Annotated in this window: 19 protein-coding genes and 1 pseudogene; 9 read left to right on the top strand and 11 right to left on the bottom strand. The window is 70.3% G+C overall.

Annotated features, from left to right (window positions below; genetic code table 11):
• Both ACZ6N8_RS24060 and ACZ6N8_RS24065 read right to left on the bottom strand, forming a co-directional pair.
• A complete protein-coding gene (locus ACZ6N8_RS24060) occupies window positions 1-1641 on the bottom strand; it encodes an MDR family MFS transporter (protein ID WP_466012795.1) in 1641 nt (546 codons plus the stop codon).
• Complete coding sequence (locus ACZ6N8_RS24065) at window positions 1638-2111, bottom strand: MarR family winged helix-turn-helix transcriptional regulator (protein ID WP_466012796.1); 474 nt, start codon at window positions 2109-2111, stop codon at window positions 1638-1640. The genes ACZ6N8_RS24060 and ACZ6N8_RS24065 overlap by 4 nt, the downstream gene beginning before the upstream one ends.
• 109 nt (window positions 2112-2220) lie before the next feature.
• On the opposite strand from ACZ6N8_RS24065, the gene ACZ6N8_RS24070 reads away from it, so the two are divergent.
• From ACZ6N8_RS24070 to ACZ6N8_RS24085, 4 genes and pseudogenes are all read left to right on the top strand, one after another.
• Window positions 2221-2862, top strand: a complete 642-nt coding sequence (locus ACZ6N8_RS24070) for a TetR/AcrR family transcriptional regulator (RefSeq protein WP_466012797.1) — start codon at window positions 2221-2223, stop codon at window positions 2860-2862.
• A 301-nt stretch (window positions 2863-3163) separates the two neighbouring features.
• The gene (locus ACZ6N8_RS24075) at window positions 3164-4300 is read left to right on the top strand and encodes a ThuA domain-containing protein (RefSeq protein WP_466012897.1); all 1137 of its coding nucleotides are present in this window, start codon (window positions 3164-3166) and stop codon (window positions 4298-4300) included.
• A gap of 87 nt (window positions 4301-4387) precedes the next feature.
• A complete protein-coding gene (locus ACZ6N8_RS24080; protein ID WP_466012798.1) occupies window positions 4388-7216 on the top strand; it encodes a PQQ-dependent sugar dehydrogenase in 2829 nt (942 codons plus the stop codon).
• Window positions 7217-7408: 192 nt separating this feature from the next.
• Window positions 7409-8697 (top strand): annotated as a pseudogene (locus ACZ6N8_RS24085) (IS701 family transposase).
• An 11-nt stretch (window positions 8698-8708) separates the two neighbouring features.
• Here the strand turns inward: ACZ6N8_RS24085 and ACZ6N8_RS24090 are convergent.
• Window positions 8709-9629, bottom strand: a complete 921-nt coding sequence (locus ACZ6N8_RS24090; RefSeq protein ID WP_466012799.1) for an RNA polymerase subunit sigma-70 — start codon at window positions 9627-9629, stop codon at window positions 8709-8711.
• Between the two features lie 134 nt (window positions 9630-9763).
• Between ACZ6N8_RS24090 and ACZ6N8_RS24095 the strand changes: the two genes are divergently transcribed.
• Both ACZ6N8_RS24095 and ACZ6N8_RS24100 read left to right on the top strand, forming a co-directional pair.
• Complete coding sequence (locus ACZ6N8_RS24095) at window positions 9764-10480, top strand: DUF899 family protein (protein WP_203119332.1); 717 nt, start codon at window positions 9764-9766, stop codon at window positions 10478-10480.
• 113 nt (window positions 10481-10593) lie between these two features.
• Window positions 10594-11001, top strand: a complete 408-nt coding sequence (locus ACZ6N8_RS24100) for a hypothetical protein (RefSeq protein WP_466012800.1) — start codon at window positions 10594-10596, stop codon at window positions 10999-11001.
• Window positions 11002-11040: 39 nt separating this feature from the next.
• On the opposite strand, the gene ACZ6N8_RS24105 is transcribed toward ACZ6N8_RS24100, so the two are convergent.
• The 3 genes from ACZ6N8_RS24105 to ACZ6N8_RS24115 form a co-directional block, all read right to left on the bottom strand.
• A complete protein-coding gene (locus ACZ6N8_RS24105) occupies window positions 11041-11985 on the bottom strand; it encodes an acyltransferase domain-containing protein (protein WP_466012801.1) in 945 nt (314 codons plus the stop codon).
• Window positions 11986-12032: 47 nt separating this feature from the next.
• The gene (locus ACZ6N8_RS24110; RefSeq protein WP_466012802.1) at window positions 12033-12617 is read right to left on the bottom strand and encodes a hypothetical protein; all 585 of its coding nucleotides are present in this window, start codon (window positions 12615-12617) and stop codon (window positions 12033-12035) included.
• 70 nt (window positions 12618-12687) lie between these two features.
• Window positions 12688-13116, bottom strand: a complete 429-nt coding sequence (locus ACZ6N8_RS24115) for a VOC family protein (RefSeq protein WP_466012803.1) — start codon at window positions 13114-13116, stop codon at window positions 12688-12690.
• 121 nt (window positions 13117-13237) lie between these two features.
• Between ACZ6N8_RS24115 and ACZ6N8_RS24120 the strand changes: the two genes are divergently transcribed.
• The gene (locus tag ACZ6N8_RS24120) at window positions 13238-14149 is read left to right on the top strand and encodes an NAD(P)H-binding protein (protein ID WP_466012804.1); all 912 of its coding nucleotides are present in this window, start codon (window positions 13238-13240) and stop codon (window positions 14147-14149) included.
• Window positions 14150-14162: 13 nt separating this feature from the next.
• On the opposite strand, the gene ACZ6N8_RS24125 is transcribed toward ACZ6N8_RS24120, so the two are convergent.
• A complete protein-coding gene (locus ACZ6N8_RS24125) occupies window positions 14163-14600 on the bottom strand; it encodes a GNAT family N-acetyltransferase (protein WP_466012805.1) in 438 nt (145 codons plus the stop codon).
• Between the two features lie 10 nt (window positions 14601-14610).
• Window positions 14611-15507: a LysR family transcriptional regulator gene (locus ACZ6N8_RS24130; RefSeq protein WP_466012806.1), complete on the bottom strand. Its 897-nt coding sequence runs from the start codon at window positions 15505-15507 to the stop codon at window positions 14611-14613.
• Window positions 15508-15661: 154 nt separating this feature from the next.
• Here ACZ6N8_RS24130 and ACZ6N8_RS24135 point away from each other — a divergent pair, with 154 nt between their 5' ends.
• The gene (locus tag ACZ6N8_RS24135) at window positions 15662-16381 is read left to right on the top strand and encodes an SDR family oxidoreductase (protein WP_466012807.1); all 720 of its coding nucleotides are present in this window, start codon (window positions 15662-15664) and stop codon (window positions 16379-16381) included.
• Window positions 16382-16395: 14 nt separating this feature from the next.
• Here ACZ6N8_RS24135 and ACZ6N8_RS24140 read toward each other — a convergent pair whose 3' ends face one another.
• The 3 genes from ACZ6N8_RS24140 to ACZ6N8_RS24150 form a co-directional block, all read right to left on the bottom strand.
• Window positions 16396-16854 carry an SRPBCC family protein gene (locus tag ACZ6N8_RS24140; protein ID WP_364365454.1) on the bottom strand — a complete coding sequence of 153 codons (459 nt, stop codon included), beginning with the start codon at window positions 16852-16854 and terminating at the stop codon, window positions 16396-16398.
• Between the two features lie 64 nt (window positions 16855-16918).
• Window positions 16919-17359 carry a VOC family protein gene (locus tag ACZ6N8_RS24145; RefSeq protein ID WP_466012808.1) on the bottom strand — a complete coding sequence of 147 codons (441 nt, stop codon included), beginning with the start codon at window positions 17357-17359 and terminating at the stop codon, window positions 16919-16921.
• Window positions 17360-17498: 139 nt separating this feature from the next.
• Window positions 17499-17999 (bottom strand): hypothetical protein, encoded by a 501-nt coding sequence (locus ACZ6N8_RS24150; RefSeq protein ID WP_466012809.1) that lies wholly within the window; start codon window positions 17997-17999, stop codon window positions 17499-17501.
• Window positions 18000-18181: 182 nt separating this feature from the next.
• Here ACZ6N8_RS24150 and ACZ6N8_RS24155 point away from each other — a divergent pair, with 182 nt between their 5' ends.
• Window positions 18182-18928, top strand: coding sequence for a phosphotransferase family protein (locus ACZ6N8_RS24155; RefSeq protein WP_466012810.1), 747 nt, complete (start codon window positions 18182-18184; stop codon window positions 18926-18928).
• Window positions 18929-19243 lie beyond the last annotated feature (315 nt).

Consider the following 19243-nt stretch of genomic DNA (forward strand, 5'->3'; position numbering starts at 1 on the left):
TCAGCGTCGGGGGGTCCCGTCAGGCGTGCTGTCGGCGCGCACCTGGTCGAAGGCGGGGGCGCCGTCGATCGCGTCGGCGCCGACTGCCGCCGACGTGGCGGCGTCCGGCAGGTCGAGGCTGGTCCGCAGGGTGATCGGCCTGAGCAGGAGCGCGGCGATGACGCCGACGACCCCGATCGCGGCGGAGATGAGGAAGATGTGCCCGGTGGCGTCGCCGTACGCGGCCCGGACGATCTCCTGGATCGGACCGGGCAGCGCGGTGATGTTGAGGTTGCTGCTGCCCTGCGAGCTGCCGGAGATGGGGATCCCGGCGGCGGCGAGGTCGTGGGTGATCTGGTCGCTGACCCGGCGGGCGAGGACGGCGCCCAGCACCGAGACGCCGATGGTGCCCCCGAGCGACCGGAAGAACGCCACGCTGGAACTGGCCGCGCCGATGTCCTTGAGCGAGACCGTGTTCTGCACGGCGAGGACGAGGTTCTGCATGGTCATGCCGACGCCGACGCCGACTGTGAACATGGCGGCGCCGACCAGGACGAGCGACGTCTGGTGGTCGATGGTGCCGAGCAGTGCGAACCCGGCGACCAGCAGGATCGAGCCGACCACGATGTACGGCTTGATCTTGCCGCTCTTGGTGATCAGCCGGCCGGCGACGATCGAGGAGCCGAGGACACCCGCCATCATCGGGATGGTGAGCAGGCCTGCCTCCGTCGGGCTGTAACCGCGGCCGATCTGGAAGTACTGGCCGAGGAAGACGGCGCCGCCGAACATGGCCATGCCGACCGCGAGGCTGCCGAGGATGGCAAGCGCGGTGGTGTGCTGGCGCACGATGCCGAGCGGGACGACCGGCTCGGCGGCGCGCGACTCGACCCAGACCGCCAGCGCGAGCAGGACGAGCGTGCCGCCCACCATCGCCGCGGTCTGCCAGGAGACCCAGGCGAAGGAGCTGTCGACGAACGAGATCCAGATCAGCAGCAGGCTGACACCGGCGGCGATCAGGCCGGCGCCCAGGTAGTCGATCTTGACGTTCTCGCGGCGTACGGTCGGCAGGTGCAGGGTGGCCTGGAGCAGGAGCAGGGCGACGGCGGCCACCGGCACGCCGACGAAGAAGCACCAGCGCCAACCGAGCCAGGACGTGTCGACGATGAGGCCGCCGAGCAGCGGGCCGCCGACCGTCGCGACCGCCATGACGCCGCCGAGGTAGCCGTTGTAGCGGCCCCGCTCGCGCGGCGGGATCATGGCCGCGATCGCCACCTGGACGAGCGCCTGCAGGCCACCGACCCCGATGCCCTGGAACGCGCGGGCGGCGATGAGCTGGCCCGCGCTCTGCGAGAAGCCGGCGACGACCGAGCCCAGCAGGAAGACCACGATGGCGATCTGGATGAGGGCCTTCTTGTTGAACAGGTCGGCCAGCTTGCCCCAGATCGGGGTGGTCGCCGTCGCGGTGAGCAGGGTCGCGGTGACCACCCAGGTGTACTGGGTCTGCGAGCCGTTCAGCGAACCGATGATCTTCGGCAGCGCGGTGGAGACGACAGTGCTGCTCAGCATCGCGACGAACAGCACCAGCAGCAGGCCACTGAGCGCTTCCAGTGTCCGCCGATGGGTCATCGGCTCAGCGCCGGCCGTGATGGTGGGTGCGCTCATCGCGCGGCCTCCAGGTTGTCGTTGTCGTTGTTTCCGAGGGCGACCTCGATGTCGCCGGTGAACCGGCCGAGTGCGGCGCTCAGCGCCGCCACCTCGCCGGGAGTCCAGTCGGCGAGCGCGCGTTCGAGCACGTCGCCGTACCAGCGGTGGCTGTCGGCCAGGGCTGCACGGCCGGCCGGGGTGACCGCCAGGAAGGTCGCCCGCTTGTCGGTCGGGTCCGGCCGCCGCTCCACCAGGCCGTGCGCGACGAGCGCCGCGACCGAGCGGCTGACTGTCGACGCGTCCAGCCTGGTCCGCTCGGCGAGGTCGCGGGCGTGGCAGTCGCTGGAGAGCTGGTCGATCTGCACGAGCATGCCGAGCATGCCCGCAGGGATGACCGGGCGTTCGTCAGCCCGGCGTTGCTTCAGCAGTCGAACGCTTCTGACCAGGTCGTACAGGCGAAGGCCGAGTTCACGAGCGCCGCTTTCCACGTCTGCTCCCACGCGAGAGTTGGTTGCCTCAAGCAAGCATTCACCGATCTTGCCCACTAGGCAAGTTTGCTCATTGAGAAGTCGCTCACCCGCACGTACCCTCGGTGCGATGGACGAGACGACCGGCCTGCGGGAGCGCAAGAAGGCGGCCACCCGTCTCGCCCTGCACGAGGCGGCCCTGCGCCTCGCCGCCGACGAGGGCATCGACGCGGTGACGGTCGAGGCGATCGCCGACGCCGCGAACGTCTCCCGGCGGACCTTCTCCAACTACTTCTCGAACAAGGAGCAGGCCCTCTTCCACGGCGACACCATGCGCCTGCACCGGCTGTTGCAGCTGATCCGCGAACAGCCCGTCGACGAGGAGCCGTGGACCGTCCTGAGCCGGGCGGCCGAGCGCCTCACCGAGGAGGTTTTCGGCGGTTCTGAGCTTTCCTGGCTGACCCAACGCCGCAAGCTGCGCGGGCACCCCGGCCTGGCCCCACACCAGGTGGCGGCGTACGCCGCGATCGAGCGCGAGCTGGCCGCGGAACTCGCCCACCGGCTCACCGGCGACGACGTGGCACTGCGCTCCCGGGTCCTGGCCGCGACCTTCCTGGCCATCCTGCGGGTCGCCCTGCAGTACTGGATCGATCACCCGGGTGACCCGATGGCGGAGACGGTCCGGACCGCACTCCTCGCGGCCGTACCCGCGGCGACCGCCGAGGGCCACCGGACAGGCAGCGGCACCCGGCGCGCCGGCCTCCCAGGCTGAGGAGTCGCGGGACGCCGTCCAGTGGGTGGTAAGCCAACGGGCGCGGTCTTGACGCACCGCAGACATCGGAGGTTTACTGCGTCAGCGATACAAGTCGATGCGTCAGGTCCGTCCACACTGGCGGGTCGGGCTCGTCGCCTTCCCGCAGCACCTCAGCCGAGCATCGGCGGCCCGGCTCCCGCACCACCGCCACCGTGACCTCCGGCGTGCCCGTCGCACCGCCGGGGTCGACGCTCAGCTAAGGAGCACCCCCATGCGTTCCCGTCCCCGACTGCTGGCACTCGTCACCTGCCTCGCCGTGATGCTGGCCAGCCTGGTAGCCCTCCCCGCGCCGGCCTCGGCCGCGCCGCTGACCAAGGTTCTGGTCTTCAGCAAGACCGCCGGTTTCCGGCACTCGTCCATCCCCAACGGCATCGCCGCGATCCAGCAACTCGGCTCGGCCAACGGCTTCACCGTCACCGCCACCGAGGACGCCGCCCAGTTCACCACCTCCAACCTGGCCCAGTACCAGGCGGTGGTCTTCCTGTCGACGACTGGCGACGTGCTCAACGCCAGCCAGCAGACGGCCTTCGAGTCGTACATCGCCGCAGGTGGCGGGTACGTGGGCGTGCACGCCGCCGCCGACACCGAGTACAGCTGGCCGTGGTACGGCTCGCTTGTCGGCGCCTGGTTCGACTCGCACCCGGCGATCCAGACCGCGACTGTGAAGATCGAGGACACGACCAACCCGTCTACCGCGCACCTCGGCACCACCTGGGTCCGCTCCGACGAGTGGTACAACTACCGCACCAACCCCCGCTCCAGCGCGCGGGTCCTGGCCAGCCTCGACGAGTCGTCGTACAGCGGCGGCACCATGAACGGCGACCACCCCATCACCTGGTGCAAGGCGTACGGCGGCGGGCGGGCGTGGTACACGGGCCTCGGGCACACCGAGGCGTCGTACACCGATCCGAAGTTCACCCAGATGCTGCTCGGCGGCCTGCGCGTCGCGGCGGGCGCCGTGACTGCCGACTGCTCGCCCCGCACCACCACCCCGCCGCCCACCACCAGTGGCTCCACCCTGCGAGCCCGGGCCAACAACCAGTTCGTCAGCGCGCCCAACTCCACCACCCCGCTGATCGCCAACCGGGCCACCGCCGGCACCACCGAGCGGTTCGACCTGGTCGACCTCGGCAACGGCAACGTGGCGCTGCGCGCCAAGGGCAACGGCCAGTACGTCGCCGCCGAGAACGCCGGTGCCGCCGCGCTGATCGCCAACCGGGCCACCGCCGGCGCGTGGGAGACCTTCCAGCTGGTCCGTAACTCCGACGGCACGGTCAGCCTGCGGGCCACCGTGAACAGCCGCTACGTGGCAGCCGAGAACGCGGGCGCGTCCGCGCTGATCGCCAACCGGACCTCCATCGGGCAGTGGGAGAAGTTCGACCTCGTCACCAACTGACCGGGCACCGCTCCACCGCACGCCACCCCTTCGCGGCCGTGGTGCGTGCCCGCACGCCCGGCCCCCGATCGTCGAGGAAGGACGATCATGCTCTCGTGCCCTCGGCGCTGGTCCCGGGCCCTCGTCGCGGCGCTCACCGCCGCCGCGAGCGTGACCCTGGCCGTTGCCGCACCGTCCCCCGCCCAGGCGGTGGTCATTCCCGCCTCCGACTACCAGCAGGTCAAGCTCGCCACCGGCTCGGCGGAGCTGGGCGAGGCCATGTCCCTGGCCGTCCTGCCCAACCGCTCGGTACTGCACACCGCCCGCAACGGTGTCCTGCGGGTCACCGACGTGGCCGGCAACACCAGGGTCTCCGGCACCCTGTCCGTCTACACCCACGACGAGGAGGGGTTGCAGGGCGTCGCCGTCGACCCCAACTTCGCCACCAACAGGTGGATCTACCTGTACTACTCCCCCACGTTGAGCACCCCGTCCGGGGACGCCCCGACCACCGGCTCGCAGTCCGACTGGGACCGGTGGAAGGGGCACCTGCGGCTGTCCCGGTTCACCCTGAACAGCGACGACACGCTCAACCTCGGCAGCGAGAAGATCGTGCTCCAGGTCGCCAACGACCGGGGGCAGTGCTGCCACGTGGGAGGTGACCTGGACTTCGACGCCGCCGGCAACCTGTACCTGACCACCGGCGACGACACCAACCCGTTCGAGTCCTCCGGGTACGCGCCGCTGGACGAGCGGACCAACCGCAACCCGCAGTTCGACGCCCAGCGCTCGGCGGGCAACACCAACGACCTGCGCGGCAAGGTGCTGCGGATCAAGCCGCAGGCGGACGGCACGTACACGATCCCGTCGGGCAACCTGTTCGCGCCCGGCACCGCCAACACCCGCCCGGAGATCTACGCGATGGGTATGCGCAACCCGTTCCGGATGAGCGTGGACAAGGCGACAGGCGTCGTCTACGTCGGCGACTACGGCCCGGACGCGGGGAGCACCAACTCCAGCCGGGGTCCGTCGGGTCAGGTGGAGTTCAACCGCATCACGGCACCCGGCAACTTCGGCTGGCCGTACTGCACAGGCAGCAACACGAGCACGGAAACATACAATGAATACACGTTCCCGTCCGGGCCGTCGCAGTCGAAGTACAACTGCACGGGCGGGCCGACGAACAACTCGTTCCGCAACACCGGGCTCACCACACTGCCCGCCGCGAAGCCGGCCTGGATCAAGTACGCCGGCGACTCCGGGTCCCCACCGGAGTTCGGCAGCGGCTCGGAGTCGCCGATGGGTGGTCCGGTCTACCGGTACGACGCGTCGTTCAACTCCAGCATCAAATTCCCGGCGTCGCTGAACGGCCAGTTCTTCGCCGGCGAGTACGGCCGCCGCTGGATCAAGGCCATCGCTGTCAACGCCGACGGTTCACGCGGGGAGATCTCCAGCTTTCCGTGGAGCGGCACCCAGGTCATGGACATGGCCTTCGGCCCGGACGGCGCCCTGTACGTGCTTGACTACGGCACCGGCTCGAACAACCAGGCGCTGTTCCGGATCGAGTACATCGGCGGCGGCAACCGCAGCCCGATCGCTGTCGCCTCGGCGAACCCCACTTCGGGGGCCAACCCGTTGACTGTCACCTTCTCGTCGGCCGGCAGCTCCGACCCCGAGGGCGGGGCGCTGAGCTACCTGTGGACGTTCGGCGACGGCACCACGTCGACGGCGGCGAACCCCACCAAGACGTACACCACGAACGGCACGTACTCCCCCACGTTGAAGGTCACCGACCCGACCGGCCTGTCCGGCACGGCGAGCCTGGTCATCACCGTGGGCAACACGGCCCCGACGGTGACGCTCACCGCGCCCGCCGACGGGCAGCTGTTCAGCTTCGGTGACACGGTGCCGTACCAGATCAGCGTCAGCGACCCGCAGGACGGCACGATCGACTGTTCCAAGGTCAGCCTGACGTACGCGCTGGGCCACGACAGCCACGCCCACCAGATCACCTCGAAGAACGGGTGCAGCGGCTCGATCACCGTGCCGACCGACGGGGAACACGACTCGGCTGCCAACATCTACGGGGTCTTCGACGCCGCGTACACCGACAACGGCGGGCTCACCACGCACAGCATCAGGACGCTGCAACCGAAGCACCGCCAGGGTGAGCACTTCGGCGCCCAGTCGGGTGTCCAGGCCACGGACCACACGAGCGCCGAGGGCGGTCGCACCGCCGGGTTCATCGAGAACAACGACTGGATCTCGTACCAGCCGTACCACCTTGCCAACGTGAACCGCTTCACCGTCCGGGCGTCGTCGGCCGGCGCCGGCGGCACCATCGAGGTACGGGCCGGATCGGCGACCGGCACCCTGCTGGGCACCGTCACGGTGCCGGTGACCGGAAACTGGGAGACCTTCACCGAGGTGTCCGGCGCCATCACCAACCCGCCCGCGTCGCCGACCACCCTGTACCTGGTGTTCAAGGGCGGGTCCGGCTACCTGTTCGACGTGGACGCGTTCACCTTCACCACCGGCACCGGCGGCGGCACCGGGGCGATCAGCCTGCGGGCGCAGGTGAACAGCCAGTACGTGTCGGCCGTCGGCACGAGCCCGCTGATCGCCAACAAGGCCACCGTCACCTCGACCGAGCAGTTCGACCGGGTGGACGCCGGCAACGGCGCCATCGCCCTGCGGTCGCGCGCCAACGGCATGTACGTCTGCGCCGAGAACGCCGGCGCAGAGCCGCTCGTCGCGAACCGCACGACCATCGGCGCGTGGGAGACCTTCCAGCTCATCACCAACTCCGACGGGACGGTCAGCCTGCGCGCCACTGTCAACAACCAGATCGTGGCCGCCGAGAACGCCGGCGCGGGGTCTCTGATCGCCAACCGCACCACTGTCGGAGCCTGGGAGAGGTTCGCGCTCACCGGTTGACGCCTGTGGTGGGTCCGGCCCGCCCTGGTCGGCGGCCGGGCCGGACCCACCGAACCGTCGGCTGCCGGTGTGGCGGGCGGCTAGTACTCCAACGTCATTCGGCTTCGGCGTTGGGCGTGGCGCGGGCATGAGGACGGCCACCGCGTTGATCATCGATGGTTTGTGAGGACAACCGAAGATCGTGCGGTGGCCGTGTGCCACAGCGTAGACCCGACCGGGTGGCGGGTCATCCTGGACGAGGCGGTGACACGTGTCGCGGACCGGTTCGTGCGGGCGGAGCCCCGTCGGACCGCCGGGCAGTTCGTGGAAGGGCTGCTGTCGGGCGTGGAACGTAAGGCCTGCTGGTCGTTGGCCGAACGGGCGGGTCACGACGATCCGCAGGCGATGCAACGGCTGCTGCGTACGGCGGTGTGGGACGCCGACGCCGTCCGCGATGACGTGCGTGATTGGCTGATCGAGCAGCTCGGCCACCCCGACGCGGTGCTTGTCGTCGACGAGACCGGCTTCCTGAAGAAGGGCGTGTGCTCGGTCGGGGTGCAGCGGCAGTACACGGGCACCGCCGGGCGTGTCGAGAACAGCCAGGTCGGGGTGTTCCTGGCCTACGTGTCACCGGCGGGGCGGGCGATCGGCTCTACCTACCCGAGACATCCTGGTGCGATCGCCCCGACCGTCTCACCGCCGCCGGCGTCCCGGACGACGTCGGGTTCGCTACGAAGCCTGCCCTGGCACGGCAGATGATCGCCGCTGCGCTGGACGCCGGTGTCCCGGTCGGGTGGGTGACTGGCGACAAGGTTTACGGCGCCGACCCCGGCCTGCGCGCTGACCTGGAACGCCGCCGGATCGGCTACGTCCTGGCCGTCGGCTGCGACCGACGCGTGCACGTCAACGACGGCCGCACTTTGATCCGCGTCGACGACCTCGCCGACCGGATACCCACCGCCGAGTGGCAGCAGCACAGCTGCCGACCGGGAGCGAAAGGTCCCCGCGACTATCTGTGGGCCTGGGTCACCACCGCCACCTGCGCCGGTGAGCACCGGTGGCTGCTCATCCGCCGCAACCGAACCACCGGCGAGCTGGCCTTCTACCTGTGCTGGTCACCTCGCCTGGTGCCGCTGCACACCCTCGTGACCGTCGCCGGATCCCGCTGGAGCATCGAGGAGTTGTTCCAAACCGGCAAAGGCCAGGTCGGCCTTGACCACTACCAGGTCCGCGGCTGGACCGGCTGGCACCGGTTCATCACCCTGGCCATGCTCGCCCTGGCCGTCCTGACCATCCTCGCCGCCACCACCGCGCAGCAGCCCGACCCCGACCCGGAGATCATCGCGTTGACCGTCGCCGAGATCCGCCGACTCCTCAACGCCTTCGTCCTCGCCCTGCCACTACCCCCAGCGCACACCCTGCACTGGTCCACCTGGCGACGAACATCCCAAGCCCGAGCCCGGCGATCCCACTACCAGCGCAGGCTCGGCCACTTAGCTTGAGACTTACTCGTCTAGGGCTCGAGCGTGGCGGGCATGCTGAAGGCGGCGACGTGACGGGCACCGATGAAGGCGTTGCTCTCTACGATCTTCCCGTTCTCGATCCGGAGTACGTCGACGACCAGCGCCTCGTAGTGCGGGCTGCCGGGCCGGCGGAGATAGTTGATCAGTGCCGGGCGCCCGTTGGCCGAGGTGGGGAAGGTACGCCAGTCGAGCGGTCGGCCGAGGAACTCCGCGGCCGCGTCGATCCCGACGACCGGCGGCTCGGGCGGCATCGTGATCCGTACGTCCTCGGCGAGCAGTGCCCGGACCGTCGCCGGGTCCTTCGCGTTGGCGTAGCGGCGCAGGATCTCTTCGTCCTCGCTGGTGAGCTGCGGGCGGCGCCAGTCCTGTGGGTCCGACGGAGCGCGCCGCCGGAGGGTGTGGCGGGCCCGCTGGAGGAGGCTGTTGACGGCCGCTACGGCGGTGTCGAGCGCGCCGGCGATCTCCTGCGGCGTCCAGCCGTAGACGTCGCGCAGCACGAAGGCCGCCCGCTGCCGCGGCGGCAGGTACATGAGCGCTGCGATCAGGGCCAGCTCGACGGTCTCCCGGGCGGCGAGACCGGTCTGCGGATCGTCGGCCAACAGGGCGTCTGGATAGGGACCGAGCTCGGTGGACCACTCCAGCGGGTCACCATACTGAACCGTCCGGTGACCGGCCGCCTTGCGGCTGTCGAGGAAGACGTTCGTGGCGATCCGGTAGAACCAGGTGCGCGCCGACGCCCGACCCTCGAAGCGGTCGCGAGCCCGCCAGGCACGCAGGAAGGTCTCCTGCACCAGGTCGTCCGCGTCGGTGACGTTCCCTGCGAGGCGGTAGCAGTGCACGTGTAGCTCGCGCCGGTGCTCGTCGAAGGCGCGCTGCAGCCAGACCGCCTGCTTGTCAGGCGAGTCGGACATGTGATCTCCCCGGGGCTGAGTGGTCCTCACAACCGTACTGACGACCGCGGACCCCATCCGTCATCGGTCACCGATGACGATCGCCGACTCGGTCGTCTGTACCTGTGACCAATCCCCACACGAAGGAGACAGCCATGACGGCAACCCCCGCGTCCAGCGCAGCCACGCCCCCGGTCGTCGACCGGGAGACCTGGCTGCGCGAGCGCAACGAACTGCTGGTCCGGGAGAAGGCCCATACCCGCGAAGGAGACGCGATCGCAGCCGCTCGTCGTCAGCTGCCGATGACCTTGATGCCGACGGTGACGGTCCAGGGCCCCGGCGGGGACACCCCGCTGGTGGAGGTTTTCGAGGGCCGCCGGATGCTCATCGCCTACTTCCACATGTGGCACGACGGCAAACCGTACGGGGATCAGTGTGAGGGGTGCACCTTCTCGACCTGTCACATGCAGATGCTGGACTACCTGCATGCCCGGGACGTCACCTACGCCGTGTTCTGCCAGGGCCCCTACGACGAAAGTGCCCCGTTCGCGGAGTTCATGGGCTACCCGTTCCCCTGGTATTCGGCGAAAGACTCCGACCCGGCTCTAGCCGACGGTCGCGAATTCGGGTTCATCGCCTGCTACCTGCGCGACGGCGACCAGGTCTACGAAACCTACTGGACCACCGGGCGGGGCGTGGAGGCGTTGACGACCAGCTACCACGCCTTGGACCTCACCGTGTACGGCCGGCAAGAGAACTGGGAAAACTCACCCCAAGGTTGGCCGCGGGTCAGTGGTCACCCGTGGCGGCTCAACGGCCGCCCCACCGCCCAATGGTCACGCCCCGGCGTTACGCCGGCGGTGACGTCCTGACGCTCGAGATGATCATGCTCGGGTCGGCCGCGGTGTCGGCCTGCTGCTGCGTCGTACCGCGGGTGGGCGCGTCCCGCAGGGCCCGAATGCTCGCGGGTGCGATGGTGGCTGTCATGGTCGCGGTGGCCCTCGACGCCGCACCGGTTGTGCAGTACGCGGGCGCGCTGCTGCTCCTCGCCTTCGCGGTGGCACTAGTCACCAGCGGTCCGACCGAGCGCGGCCCGGAGGTGGAGTGGCACCGTACGGCCGGGGCCGTGCTCATGGCGTTCGCCGTGCTGATGCATCAACACGGCGGGTCGATGGCTACCCACCACATGGCCGCCGGGCCCCGGATGGACCACGGCATCGTCACCGGCCATGACGCGGCGCTCGTGTTGCTACGCACCGCCACGGCGGCTTACCTCTGCTGGATGGCGGCCGCACTCGTCCGGCTGCGCAATCGACCGATCACGGACCTGCTCCGTTGGGAGCACCTGGCCATGGGGGCAAGCCTCGCGGCCATGATCTTCTTCATGAGCTAGCCGAGTAAGCCAGCCGGCAGATCAAGTGACGTTGGAGTACTAGATCGGGAAGCGGCCGTGCCGCCACTGCCAGTGGCGGCCGGCCTTGAGGTGGTCGACGACCGCGCGTTCCAGCACGGTACGGCGGGGCAGCTCGTCGAGCGGCGTGCTCAGGGTACGGAACACGAAACGCAGCACCTCGACGTCGGCGTCCGGCCCCTCCTTCTCGTCGTAGGGCGTCAGCTCGAACCGCCGCTGGAACCGGGCGATGTTGGAGTCCGCCGGGAGATATTCGAGCAACTGCGGATCGAGCAGCCACGAGCCGCAGGAGAACTCCTCGTAGCGCTCGTCGGGAAAGTGGCGGGGGAAGAACGCGCGGGCCTCGTCGAGCGACGCGTCGATCGCGTCGGGGGTCAACGGCCCCGCATCAGGGATGTGCAGGGAGAGGGTGGCGCCGCCACGGTGGTGCTGCAACCGGCCCAGCTCGTAGACGCTGCCGCGGACGTGCAGCGTCAGCCAGCTCTGCATGACCGGCCAGCCCTCGCCGCGCATCCGCCTGTCGATGGCGAGGTTGCGGCCCAGGTCCGCGAGGCTGCGCCACGACACCGCGTCGGGGACGTCGTGGTCGCGGTGGTACGCCCGGGCGACGTCGACAAGGGCCAGGTACGCGTACACGTAGAGGTGCCGCCAGGCGGGGCCGCGATCACGGGGCAGCTCCGGACCGGGCGGCAGCCAGTCCGCACCCCCGAGATCGGCGCGGACCAGGGCGATCGAGCGGTCGAGAAGCCAGCGCAGCTCGGGCGTCCACAGCGGAGAGTCGGCGTCGGGCCAGCCCGCCATGATCTCGGCGGCGTCCTCAGGTGGCACGGCGAGCCGGTCGAGAATCGCGGGCGCGTCGGCGCGGGCGGGAAGCGGAGCCGACGGCCGGTCGCCGGCGAGCTGGTGCACCCGCTCGACGTCCTCGACGGGTACGCCGAGTCGGGCGGCGGTGTCATGCAGATCCACGTCGCCGACCCTACCGGCGCGGGCATGGCCGGTGGGTGCCCGGAATTTCAGGAGTCGGCCGGCACCCCGGCGTCGAGCTGGCCGATCATCGGCGCGAGAAGGTCGTTGAGTTCCCGGGCCAGCACCACTACCGCCCGTCGTGCCGCGGAGGTGACGTCGTCGTGCGGACCGGCGGGCGCCGGCGGCAGGTCGTCGAGCGGGACCGGCGCCTCCACCTGGAGCAGGGCGCGCAGATGGGGGCGGCGCGTGTGGTCCTGCTCGGTGGGTGTGGTGAACTGCCCGAACAGCTGGGGCCAGTCGTGCCAGCCCCGGTCGCGCTGCCACTGCCTGGTCCAGGTCAACTCGGCCGGCCAGCGGGACGCCACGGTCACCGCGCAGACCATGCTGCCGTCCCACGGGCTGCGCGCGCAGGACGCCGAGATGATCCGCCGGTGCCAGCGGACGAACCCGGGCGACAGCTCGCTGGCCACCCGCCAGGCCGTCGCCGCGAACGCGACGGGCGCGATGTCGTCCCACGTGTCGGCGAACTCGTCGATCCGCCGAAGCACCTCGGCCTCGTACCTGCCCCGCCCGCCGTCGCCGTGCTCGCGGTCGAACTGCTCGTCCAGCCAGAAGGCGCGCGGCTCAGGCATCCTCGACCCCGTTTCACGGCGATGGTGTGCACCACAGTCGAACCTATGCCATCTGCGGGGGCGCGGACGACTACCCCACGAAAATGCAGAACGGGTGACCGGCCGGGTCGGCGTACACGCGCAGCGGCTCGTCGGGGTCCTCGATGCGGTCGTACCGCAGCCGGCCGCCGAGGCGTAGCACGCGCTCGTGCTGGACCAGCAGCTCCTCGACGGATTCGACTGTCATGTCCAGGTGCAGCTGCTGTGGCACGTCGTTCTTCGGCCACGTCGCCTCCGGCAGGTGGTCGACCTGCTGGAACGCCATCTGCGGGCCGCCGCCGGGAGACCTCAGCACCAGCCAGTCCCGACCGCGCTCGTCGGGTTGCCCGTCCGCCGGCGGCTCGTCGCCGGGCCGGTAGACGAAGCCCATCAGCTGTCGGTAGAACTCGGCCAGCTCCCTCGCGTCGGTGCAGTCGAGCGCCACCGAACAGAGCTTGGGCACGCTCTCCTGGTCGACCATCCTCGATCACCTCCGGACGCCATTCTGGCCGCGTCGGGCCGCCGTCGCATCCGCAGCGGCTCCCTGCGGCGGCGACGATCGTGACTTGACAAGCAACCGGCTCCGCAGTGGACGATTCAGCGTGCGAATTCTCGTGGTGGGCGGCAGCGGTCTGATCGGCGCGCACGTCGTGGACGTGCTGCGCGAACGCGGCCACGCGGCGACCACAGTGGCGCGCACCGCCCGGCCGGGTGTCGATCACCTGATAGATGTCGACTCCGCGTCGGTCGAGGACCTGCGACCGTTGCTCGCCGGCCACGACGGCGTCGTGTACGCCACCCGCACCGACGAGCAGCGCCCGCTGCCCAAGCCGATCTATCCGCGGTTCCGCCGCGACAACGTCGACCCGGTGGTGCGCCTGTTCGCCGCCGCCCGCGAGGAGGGTCTCACCCGTGGCGTGCTGATGGGCTCGTACTACACCTACTTCGACAGGCTGCGTCCGCAGTGGCGGCTCACCGAACGCCACACGTACATCCGGTGCCGGGTCGAGCAGGCACGCGAGGGACGGGCGGCGGCCGGCGACGACCTGCCTGTCGCCGTACTCGAACTGCCCTTCGTCTTCGGTCGGGCCGGCGACCGACTCCCGAACTGGGCGGGCCCGTTGGACCGGTGGGCGCGCTCGCGTACCCCCTTGGTCGCCCCCACCGGCGGGACCGCCGTCATCTCGGCGCGCAGCGTGGCCGAGATCGCGGTGGACGCCCTGGAACAGGGCCGTGGTGACGACATTCCGGTAGCCGACGAGAACCTCATTTGGGACGACATGATCGGTCGCATCGCCGAGGCGGTCGGTCGACGCCGCCGGGTGTCCCGCCTGCCGCCCAGCGCGGCGAAGGCCGCCCTGCGGCTCGGCGGCGCGCTCCAGAGCCTCGGGCGCAAGGAGTCCGGCGTCAACCCCAGCCACCTCGCCGACCTCCTGCTGGCCGACCTGTTCGTCGAGCCGACGACCGGCCGGCCCCTGGACGCGGCGCTGCGCGAGACCTTCCCCGCCGCCTAGCCGCGCGGCGACGTCACGACGGACGCGCCAGGTACGCGGTCTTCGCGTCAGGCGAGAAACCGCAGGCCCGGTAGAAGGCGTGCGTCGACGGCGTCCGCGAGCCGGTCATCAGCATCGCCTTGTAGCAGCCGGCATCCCACGCGGCCTGGAGCGTGCCGGCCATGATCTGCCTGCCCAGGCCGGTGCCGCGCCGCGACTCCTCGACGACGACGTTCTCGATGACCGCGTACGGCGACGCCGACCGGGTGAGGTTCGGGATCACGTTGAGGTACGTCGTGGCGACCACGTCCCCGTCCAGTTCGAGGACGAAGAGACGCAGCGCCGGTGAGGCGAGGATCTGCTGGAAAGCCGCCGCGTCGGATCCGTCGTCCAGCTCGGGATCGTCCGGGTTGAGTTGGCGGTAGAGGCGGATGATCTGCTCGAAGTCGTCCGGCCCGGCCTCGCGGAACATGCCCCGGAGCCTAACTCGCGGACTCGCCCGGCGAGAGCCCCGCCGCCCGGGCCTGCCGGACGGCGATGTCCACGAACTCGTCCACCAGGGGCGACCGGTTGCTCTCCGCCCAGGCCAGGCAGACCTGGTTGTGCCCGAGGTCGGCGACGGGCACGTGCACGACGTCGGGCCTGGTGTAGAACGCCGCCGTCGACAGCGGCAGGATCGCCATCCCGGCGTACGCGGCGACATGCTCCAACTTCTCCTCGACGGAGTTCAGCTCCGGCCGGGGGCGGGGCTCCGGGTCCGTCCGGCGGTCCGGCAGGTCCCGCCATTCCGGCACGGCGTCCGGGTCCTGGAGGAGCCGTTCCTCGGCCAGGTCGGCGAGGTCGATCGACTCCTTGCCGGCCAGTCGGTGATCTCTGGGCAGGACCACGACGCGGGGTTCGGTGAACAGGGGGCGTAGTCGGAGGCCGCGGTGGTCGACCGGGAGCCGTACGTAGCTGACGTCGGCCCGCCCTTCGTGGACCACCTCGACCTGGTCGTTCCAGGACGTACGGAGGACAGCGACGGACAGGTCGGGGTGCAGCTGAGCGATGGCACGGGCCTCGGCGGTGACGATGATGCCGGGCATGAACGCGATGGTGAACGTGGGCCGGCCGTGCGCGGCCCGGTGCACCCGCCGACGCAGCGCCTCGGCCGAGGCGAGCAACGGACGGGCGTCGATGAGCAGTTGGCGGCCCGCCTCGGTGAGCACGGTGGAGCGGCGGTCCCGCAGGAACAGTTCGGCGCGCAGCTCGTGCTCCAGGGCCCGGATCTGGCGCGACAGGACCGGCTGGGCGATGTGCAGCCGCGCGGCTGCCCGCCCGAAATGCAACTCCTCGGCCACCGCCACGAAGTAGCGGAGCTTACGCAGATCCACGTCCATCCGGCCCCCGTCCGGTCAGTCCCACGATACCCGCGGGGAAGGGCCTCGGTGATGCTCATCGGGCATCACAGGAGGTGAAAGAGGTCTTGGACGCGGGGGTTGCGGACGGAGCACGGTGGTAACCGTCTCCACCACACCCCGGAAGGACACGATCATGACCCTCACCGACCAGCGCGTCGTCATCCTCGGCGGAACCTCGGGAATCGGACTCGCCACCGCCTCGCTGGCGGCCCGCGAGGGCGCCCAGGTCGTCGTCGCCTCCCGCCACCAGCGCAGCGTCGACCGCGCCCTGTCGACCCTGCCGACCGGCACCCAGGGGTACGTCGCCGACCTCACCGACCCGACCGACGTGGCCCGGCTGTTCGAGGGCCTCGGCCCGTTCGACCACCTCGTCTACACCGCTGGCGAACCTCTCGCCCTGATGTCCGTCGACGCCCTCGACCTCGCCGCGGCCCGCACCGCGTTCGAACTGCGCTACTTCGGCTCCCTGGCGGCGGTCAACGCGGCGGTCCCGTACCTGCGGCCCGGCGGGTCGATCACCCTGACCACAGGCACCGCCAACCACCGGCCGAGCGCCGGCTGGTCGGTGGCGGCCAGCATCACCGGGGCGATCGACGCGCTGGTCCGTGCCCTCGCCGTCGAACTCGCCCCGATCCGCGTCAACGCCGTCTCCGCCGGCGTGATCCGCTCACCGCTGTGGGACTCGCTGCCGCAGGAGACCCGGGAGCAGATGTACGCCCAGCTCAGCGAGTCGCTTCCGCTCGGTCGGGTGGGCGAGCCCGACGAAGTCGCCGAGGCGTTCGGCTACCTGCTGCGGGCGACCTACGCCACAGGCACTGTGGTGACCGTCGACGGCGGCACACTGATCTCCTGACTCCGCGACGGCGCCTACAACCGCATCCTCTGCCAGTTCCGGAACACGAATCGGTGCACCGATTTCAGCCCGACCCACAGGGCCGGATAGAGAGCCGCCCGGCCGAACCCGCTGACCGTCACCGTCGTGGTCCGGGTGACCTGTGTGCCGCTCCCCGCCGGGACCAGCTCGAACAGATCCCCGAGCCGGTCCACGAAGCGGTGGAAGCCAAGGTCCGTCGACTCCATGCGGAACGCCAACCGGGTAGGGGGCTCCCACGTCGTGATCCGCTGCCGCACCACGCCCTGTTCCGAGACGCACTGCCGGGCGGCCCCCACCTCGCCGGGGCCGTCCGGCAGGCGGCACGTCGTCGGCCGAGGGGTGCCCAGGTAGAACACCGGACACCGGGGTTGAAGTTCGAGGCGCGAGTCGCACAACGCCGGCCACAGCACCTCGGGCGGGTGGGGCATCGTCCAGCGCGTCCGCACCATCATGCCCGTCACGGTAGTCCGGGTGCCGACTGTGCACCGCCCCGTGAACGGTCGGCGGGGGCGGCCCTCAGCGAAGCTGTTCGGCCAGTCCGACGATGATGCCCTCGGGGCCACGCACGTAGCAGAGCCGGAAGATGTCCTCGTACCGCTCCAGGTCGCCGACGAGTTCGGCGCCGTGCGCCCGCAGCCGCGCGATGACGTCCTCGATGTCGTCGACGGCGAACATGACGCGGCGGATGCCCAGCGTGTTCGCCGGTGCGTCTCTCGGCTCGGGGCTGATCGCCGTCGGCGTGTGGAACATGGCCAGCTCGACCTTGCCGTGGCCGTCCGGGGTCCGCAGCATCGCGACCTCCTGGCGGACGTCGTCGATCCCGATGACCCGCTCCACCCACCGCCCCTCGACCGGACCCCGGCTCTCCACCTCCATGCCGAGTTCGACGAAGAACGCAATGACGGCGTCGAGGTCCTCGACGACGATGAGGACGTTGTCCATCCGCTGGATCGCCATGCTGGATCTCCTTGTCCGGTACGACCACCGTGGCCGAATCCACCCCTGGGACGGAGCCCGCACCCCGTTCTCGACATCCCCTCATCGACAACGCGGCCCGGCCACATGGTAGGTGGCCGGGCTGTGTCGTCTCGGGAGATCACGCCGCTCGCCACCGCTTTCTGGAGTCCGTAGCGGTGGTCGTGCACACCATCGGCTTACCGGTCTTCGTCACGCCACGCGCGCCCTGCCTGGAGCAGAACGCCCCGGGACGCACTGTCGGAACAGAAGGCGGTTTCGGTTTCGCGGTGGTCGGCTTCGGCTTCGGTCTGCTGATCGTCGGCTTGGCGGCCGGCCGGGACGGCGGCTTGCTGCTGGTGCGCTGCGGAGCAGGTGTGGGGCTCAGCACGGGCGCGGGAGTTGGGGACGTCAGCGCACTCGGCGTGGGGCTGACGCCGGCGGTGGCGGTCGCGCTCTCGACGAGACGATCGCCGGCAACCGAGGCGGTCGCTGTGGCCGCCGCGACAGGCTTCTTGTCGCCGTTGTCATCGGTGAGCGCCCCAATGGTGCCGACACCGCAGCAGAGTAAGACGCAGATAGCCGCGGCGATACCGATGGCACCGGCATTCCCGATCTTCTTCTTACCGGAATAGGTGGTCACCCACCGGAGTCTGCGTGACAACGATTGCGCGGAGACACCACTGATCGGGGGCAGTTGGACCCCGACGAAACAGGGATGGGCCACCGCGGGGATCCGCGTCGACGCCCGATTGTCGACGGTCACCGGCTGGCCGTCCGCAAACTCCGGCGACATCGACTGCCATCCCCGCCACGATGGTCAGCATGGACGAGGTGGAAGTCGTCGTCGCCCACAGCCAGCGCGTGACGCTGCGCGTCGGCGACGTGTTCCTGAAGGTCGACGGCGACCCGGCGCACGCCGACGTCGAGGCGCGGGCGATGGCCATGGCGCCGGTCCCGACCCCGGTGGTCCTGTGGCGCGAGCCGCCCGTGCTCGCGATCGCCGCCGTACCTGGCAGGGCACTCGGCGTCCTCGGCGAGCCGTCGGCCGCGTCACCGGCGGCGTGGGCCGCGGCGGGTGCCGCCGTACGGAGATTGCACGATGCGCCGTTGCCGCCATGGCCGGGGCGCCGTCTCGACGACGTGGCGACGGAGCTCGACGGCGAGTGCGCGTGGCTGCTCGCCAACGCCGTTCTGCCCGCCGAGGTGATCCGGCGCAACCGGGATATCGCCGAGGCCGCGCTCCGGCCGTGGAGACCGGTGTTCATCCACGGCGACCTGCAGATCACCCACGTGTTCATCGACGGCGACGAGATCACCGGCGTCATCGACTGGTCCGAGGCCGCCCCCGGCGACGCCATGTTCGACCTCGCCACCCTGACGCTCGGGCACGAGGAACGCCTGGACGACCTGCTCGCCGGCTACGGCGCCGGCGCGGACCGGGACGTGATCCGCGCCTGGTGGTCCCTGCGCAGCCTGGTGGCGTCGCGGTGGCTGATCGAGCACGGCTTCGACCCGGACGCGCCGGGATGCGAATTCGATGTGCTCAGATCCCGGATGCGGGAACCCTGAGGGACGTCCCCGCCACCGACAGCATCCTGTCGCGCTGCCGTGATCACCCACACCCCCGATCATGCTGATCGGTCCTCACCAGACACTCGTACGGGCTACGACGCGTCCCTTAGCCTCGGCCTGGTGAATGACGACCTTCTCCGCCGGCTCCGGACCGAACAGGGCCGGGCGCTGCTCGACGACGCCGACCCGCACCACGCGGTGATGCTGGCCTGCGACCTGCTGGTGGCCGGCGTCGACAGCGAAGCGGTGATGGCGCTCGCCGCCGAGTCAGCTCGGACCCTGCCGGCGCATCGCGCGAATCGGCGCCTGGCG

The organism is Micromonospora sp. NPDC047521 (assembly GCF_055587305.1).

Bases quoted from the DNA above. Each gene is read 5' to 3' on its own strand.
- ACZ6N8_RS24140 (WP_364365454.1), bottom strand. From the start codon at position 16,854: ATGATGGTGCGGACGCGCTGGACGATGCCCCACCCGCCCGAGGTGCTG.
- ACZ6N8_RS24080 (WP_466012798.1), top strand. From the start codon at position 4,388: ATGCTCTCGTGCCCTCGGCGCTGGTCCCGGGCCCTCGTCGCGGCGCTC.
- ACZ6N8_RS24070 (WP_466012797.1), top strand. From the start codon at position 2,221: ATGGACGAGACGACCGGCCTGCGGGAGCGCAAGAAGGCGGCCACCCGT.
- ACZ6N8_RS24095 (WP_203119332.1), top strand. From the start codon at position 9,764: ATGACGGCAACCCCCGCGTCCAGCGCAGCCACGCCCCCGGTCGTCGAC.
- ACZ6N8_RS24155 (WP_466012810.1), top strand. From the start codon at position 18,182: ATGGACGAGGTGGAAGTCGTCGTCGCCCACAGCCAGCGCGTGACGCTG.
- ACZ6N8_RS24075 (WP_466012897.1), top strand. From the start codon at position 3,164: ATGCTGGCCAGCCTGGTAGCCCTCCCCGCGCCGGCCTCGGCCGCGCCG.
- ACZ6N8_RS24090 (WP_466012799.1), bottom strand. From the start codon at position 9,629: ATGTCCGACTCGCCTGACAAGCAGGCGGTCTGGCTGCAGCGCGCCTTC.
- ACZ6N8_RS24110 (WP_466012802.1), bottom strand. From the start codon at position 12,617: ATGCCTGAGCCGCGCGCCTTCTGGCTGGACGAGCAGTTCGACCGCGAG.
- ACZ6N8_RS24125 (WP_466012805.1), bottom strand. From the start codon at position 14,600: ATGTTCCGCGAGGCCGGGCCGGACGACTTCGAGCAGATCATCCGCCTC.
- ACZ6N8_RS24100 (WP_466012800.1), top strand. From the start codon at position 10,594: ATGGTCGCGGTGGCCCTCGACGCCGCACCGGTTGTGCAGTACGCGGGC.
- ACZ6N8_RS24060 (WP_466012795.1), bottom strand. From the start codon at position 1,641: ATGAGCGCACCCACCATCACGGCCGGCGCTGAGCCGATGACCCATCGG.
- ACZ6N8_RS24115 (WP_466012803.1), bottom strand. From the start codon at position 13,116: ATGGTCGACCAGGAGAGCGTGCCCAAGCTCTGTTCGGTGGCGCTCGAC.
- ACZ6N8_RS24145 (WP_466012808.1), bottom strand. From the start codon at position 17,359: ATGGCGATCCAGCGGATGGACAACGTCCTCATCGTCGTCGAGGACCTC.
- ACZ6N8_RS24135 (WP_466012807.1), top strand. From the start codon at position 15,662: ATGACCCTCACCGACCAGCGCGTCGTCATCCTCGGCGGAACCTCGGGA.
- ACZ6N8_RS24130 (WP_466012806.1), bottom strand. From the start codon at position 15,507: ATGGACGTGGATCTGCGTAAGCTCCGCTACTTCGTGGCGGTGGCCGAG.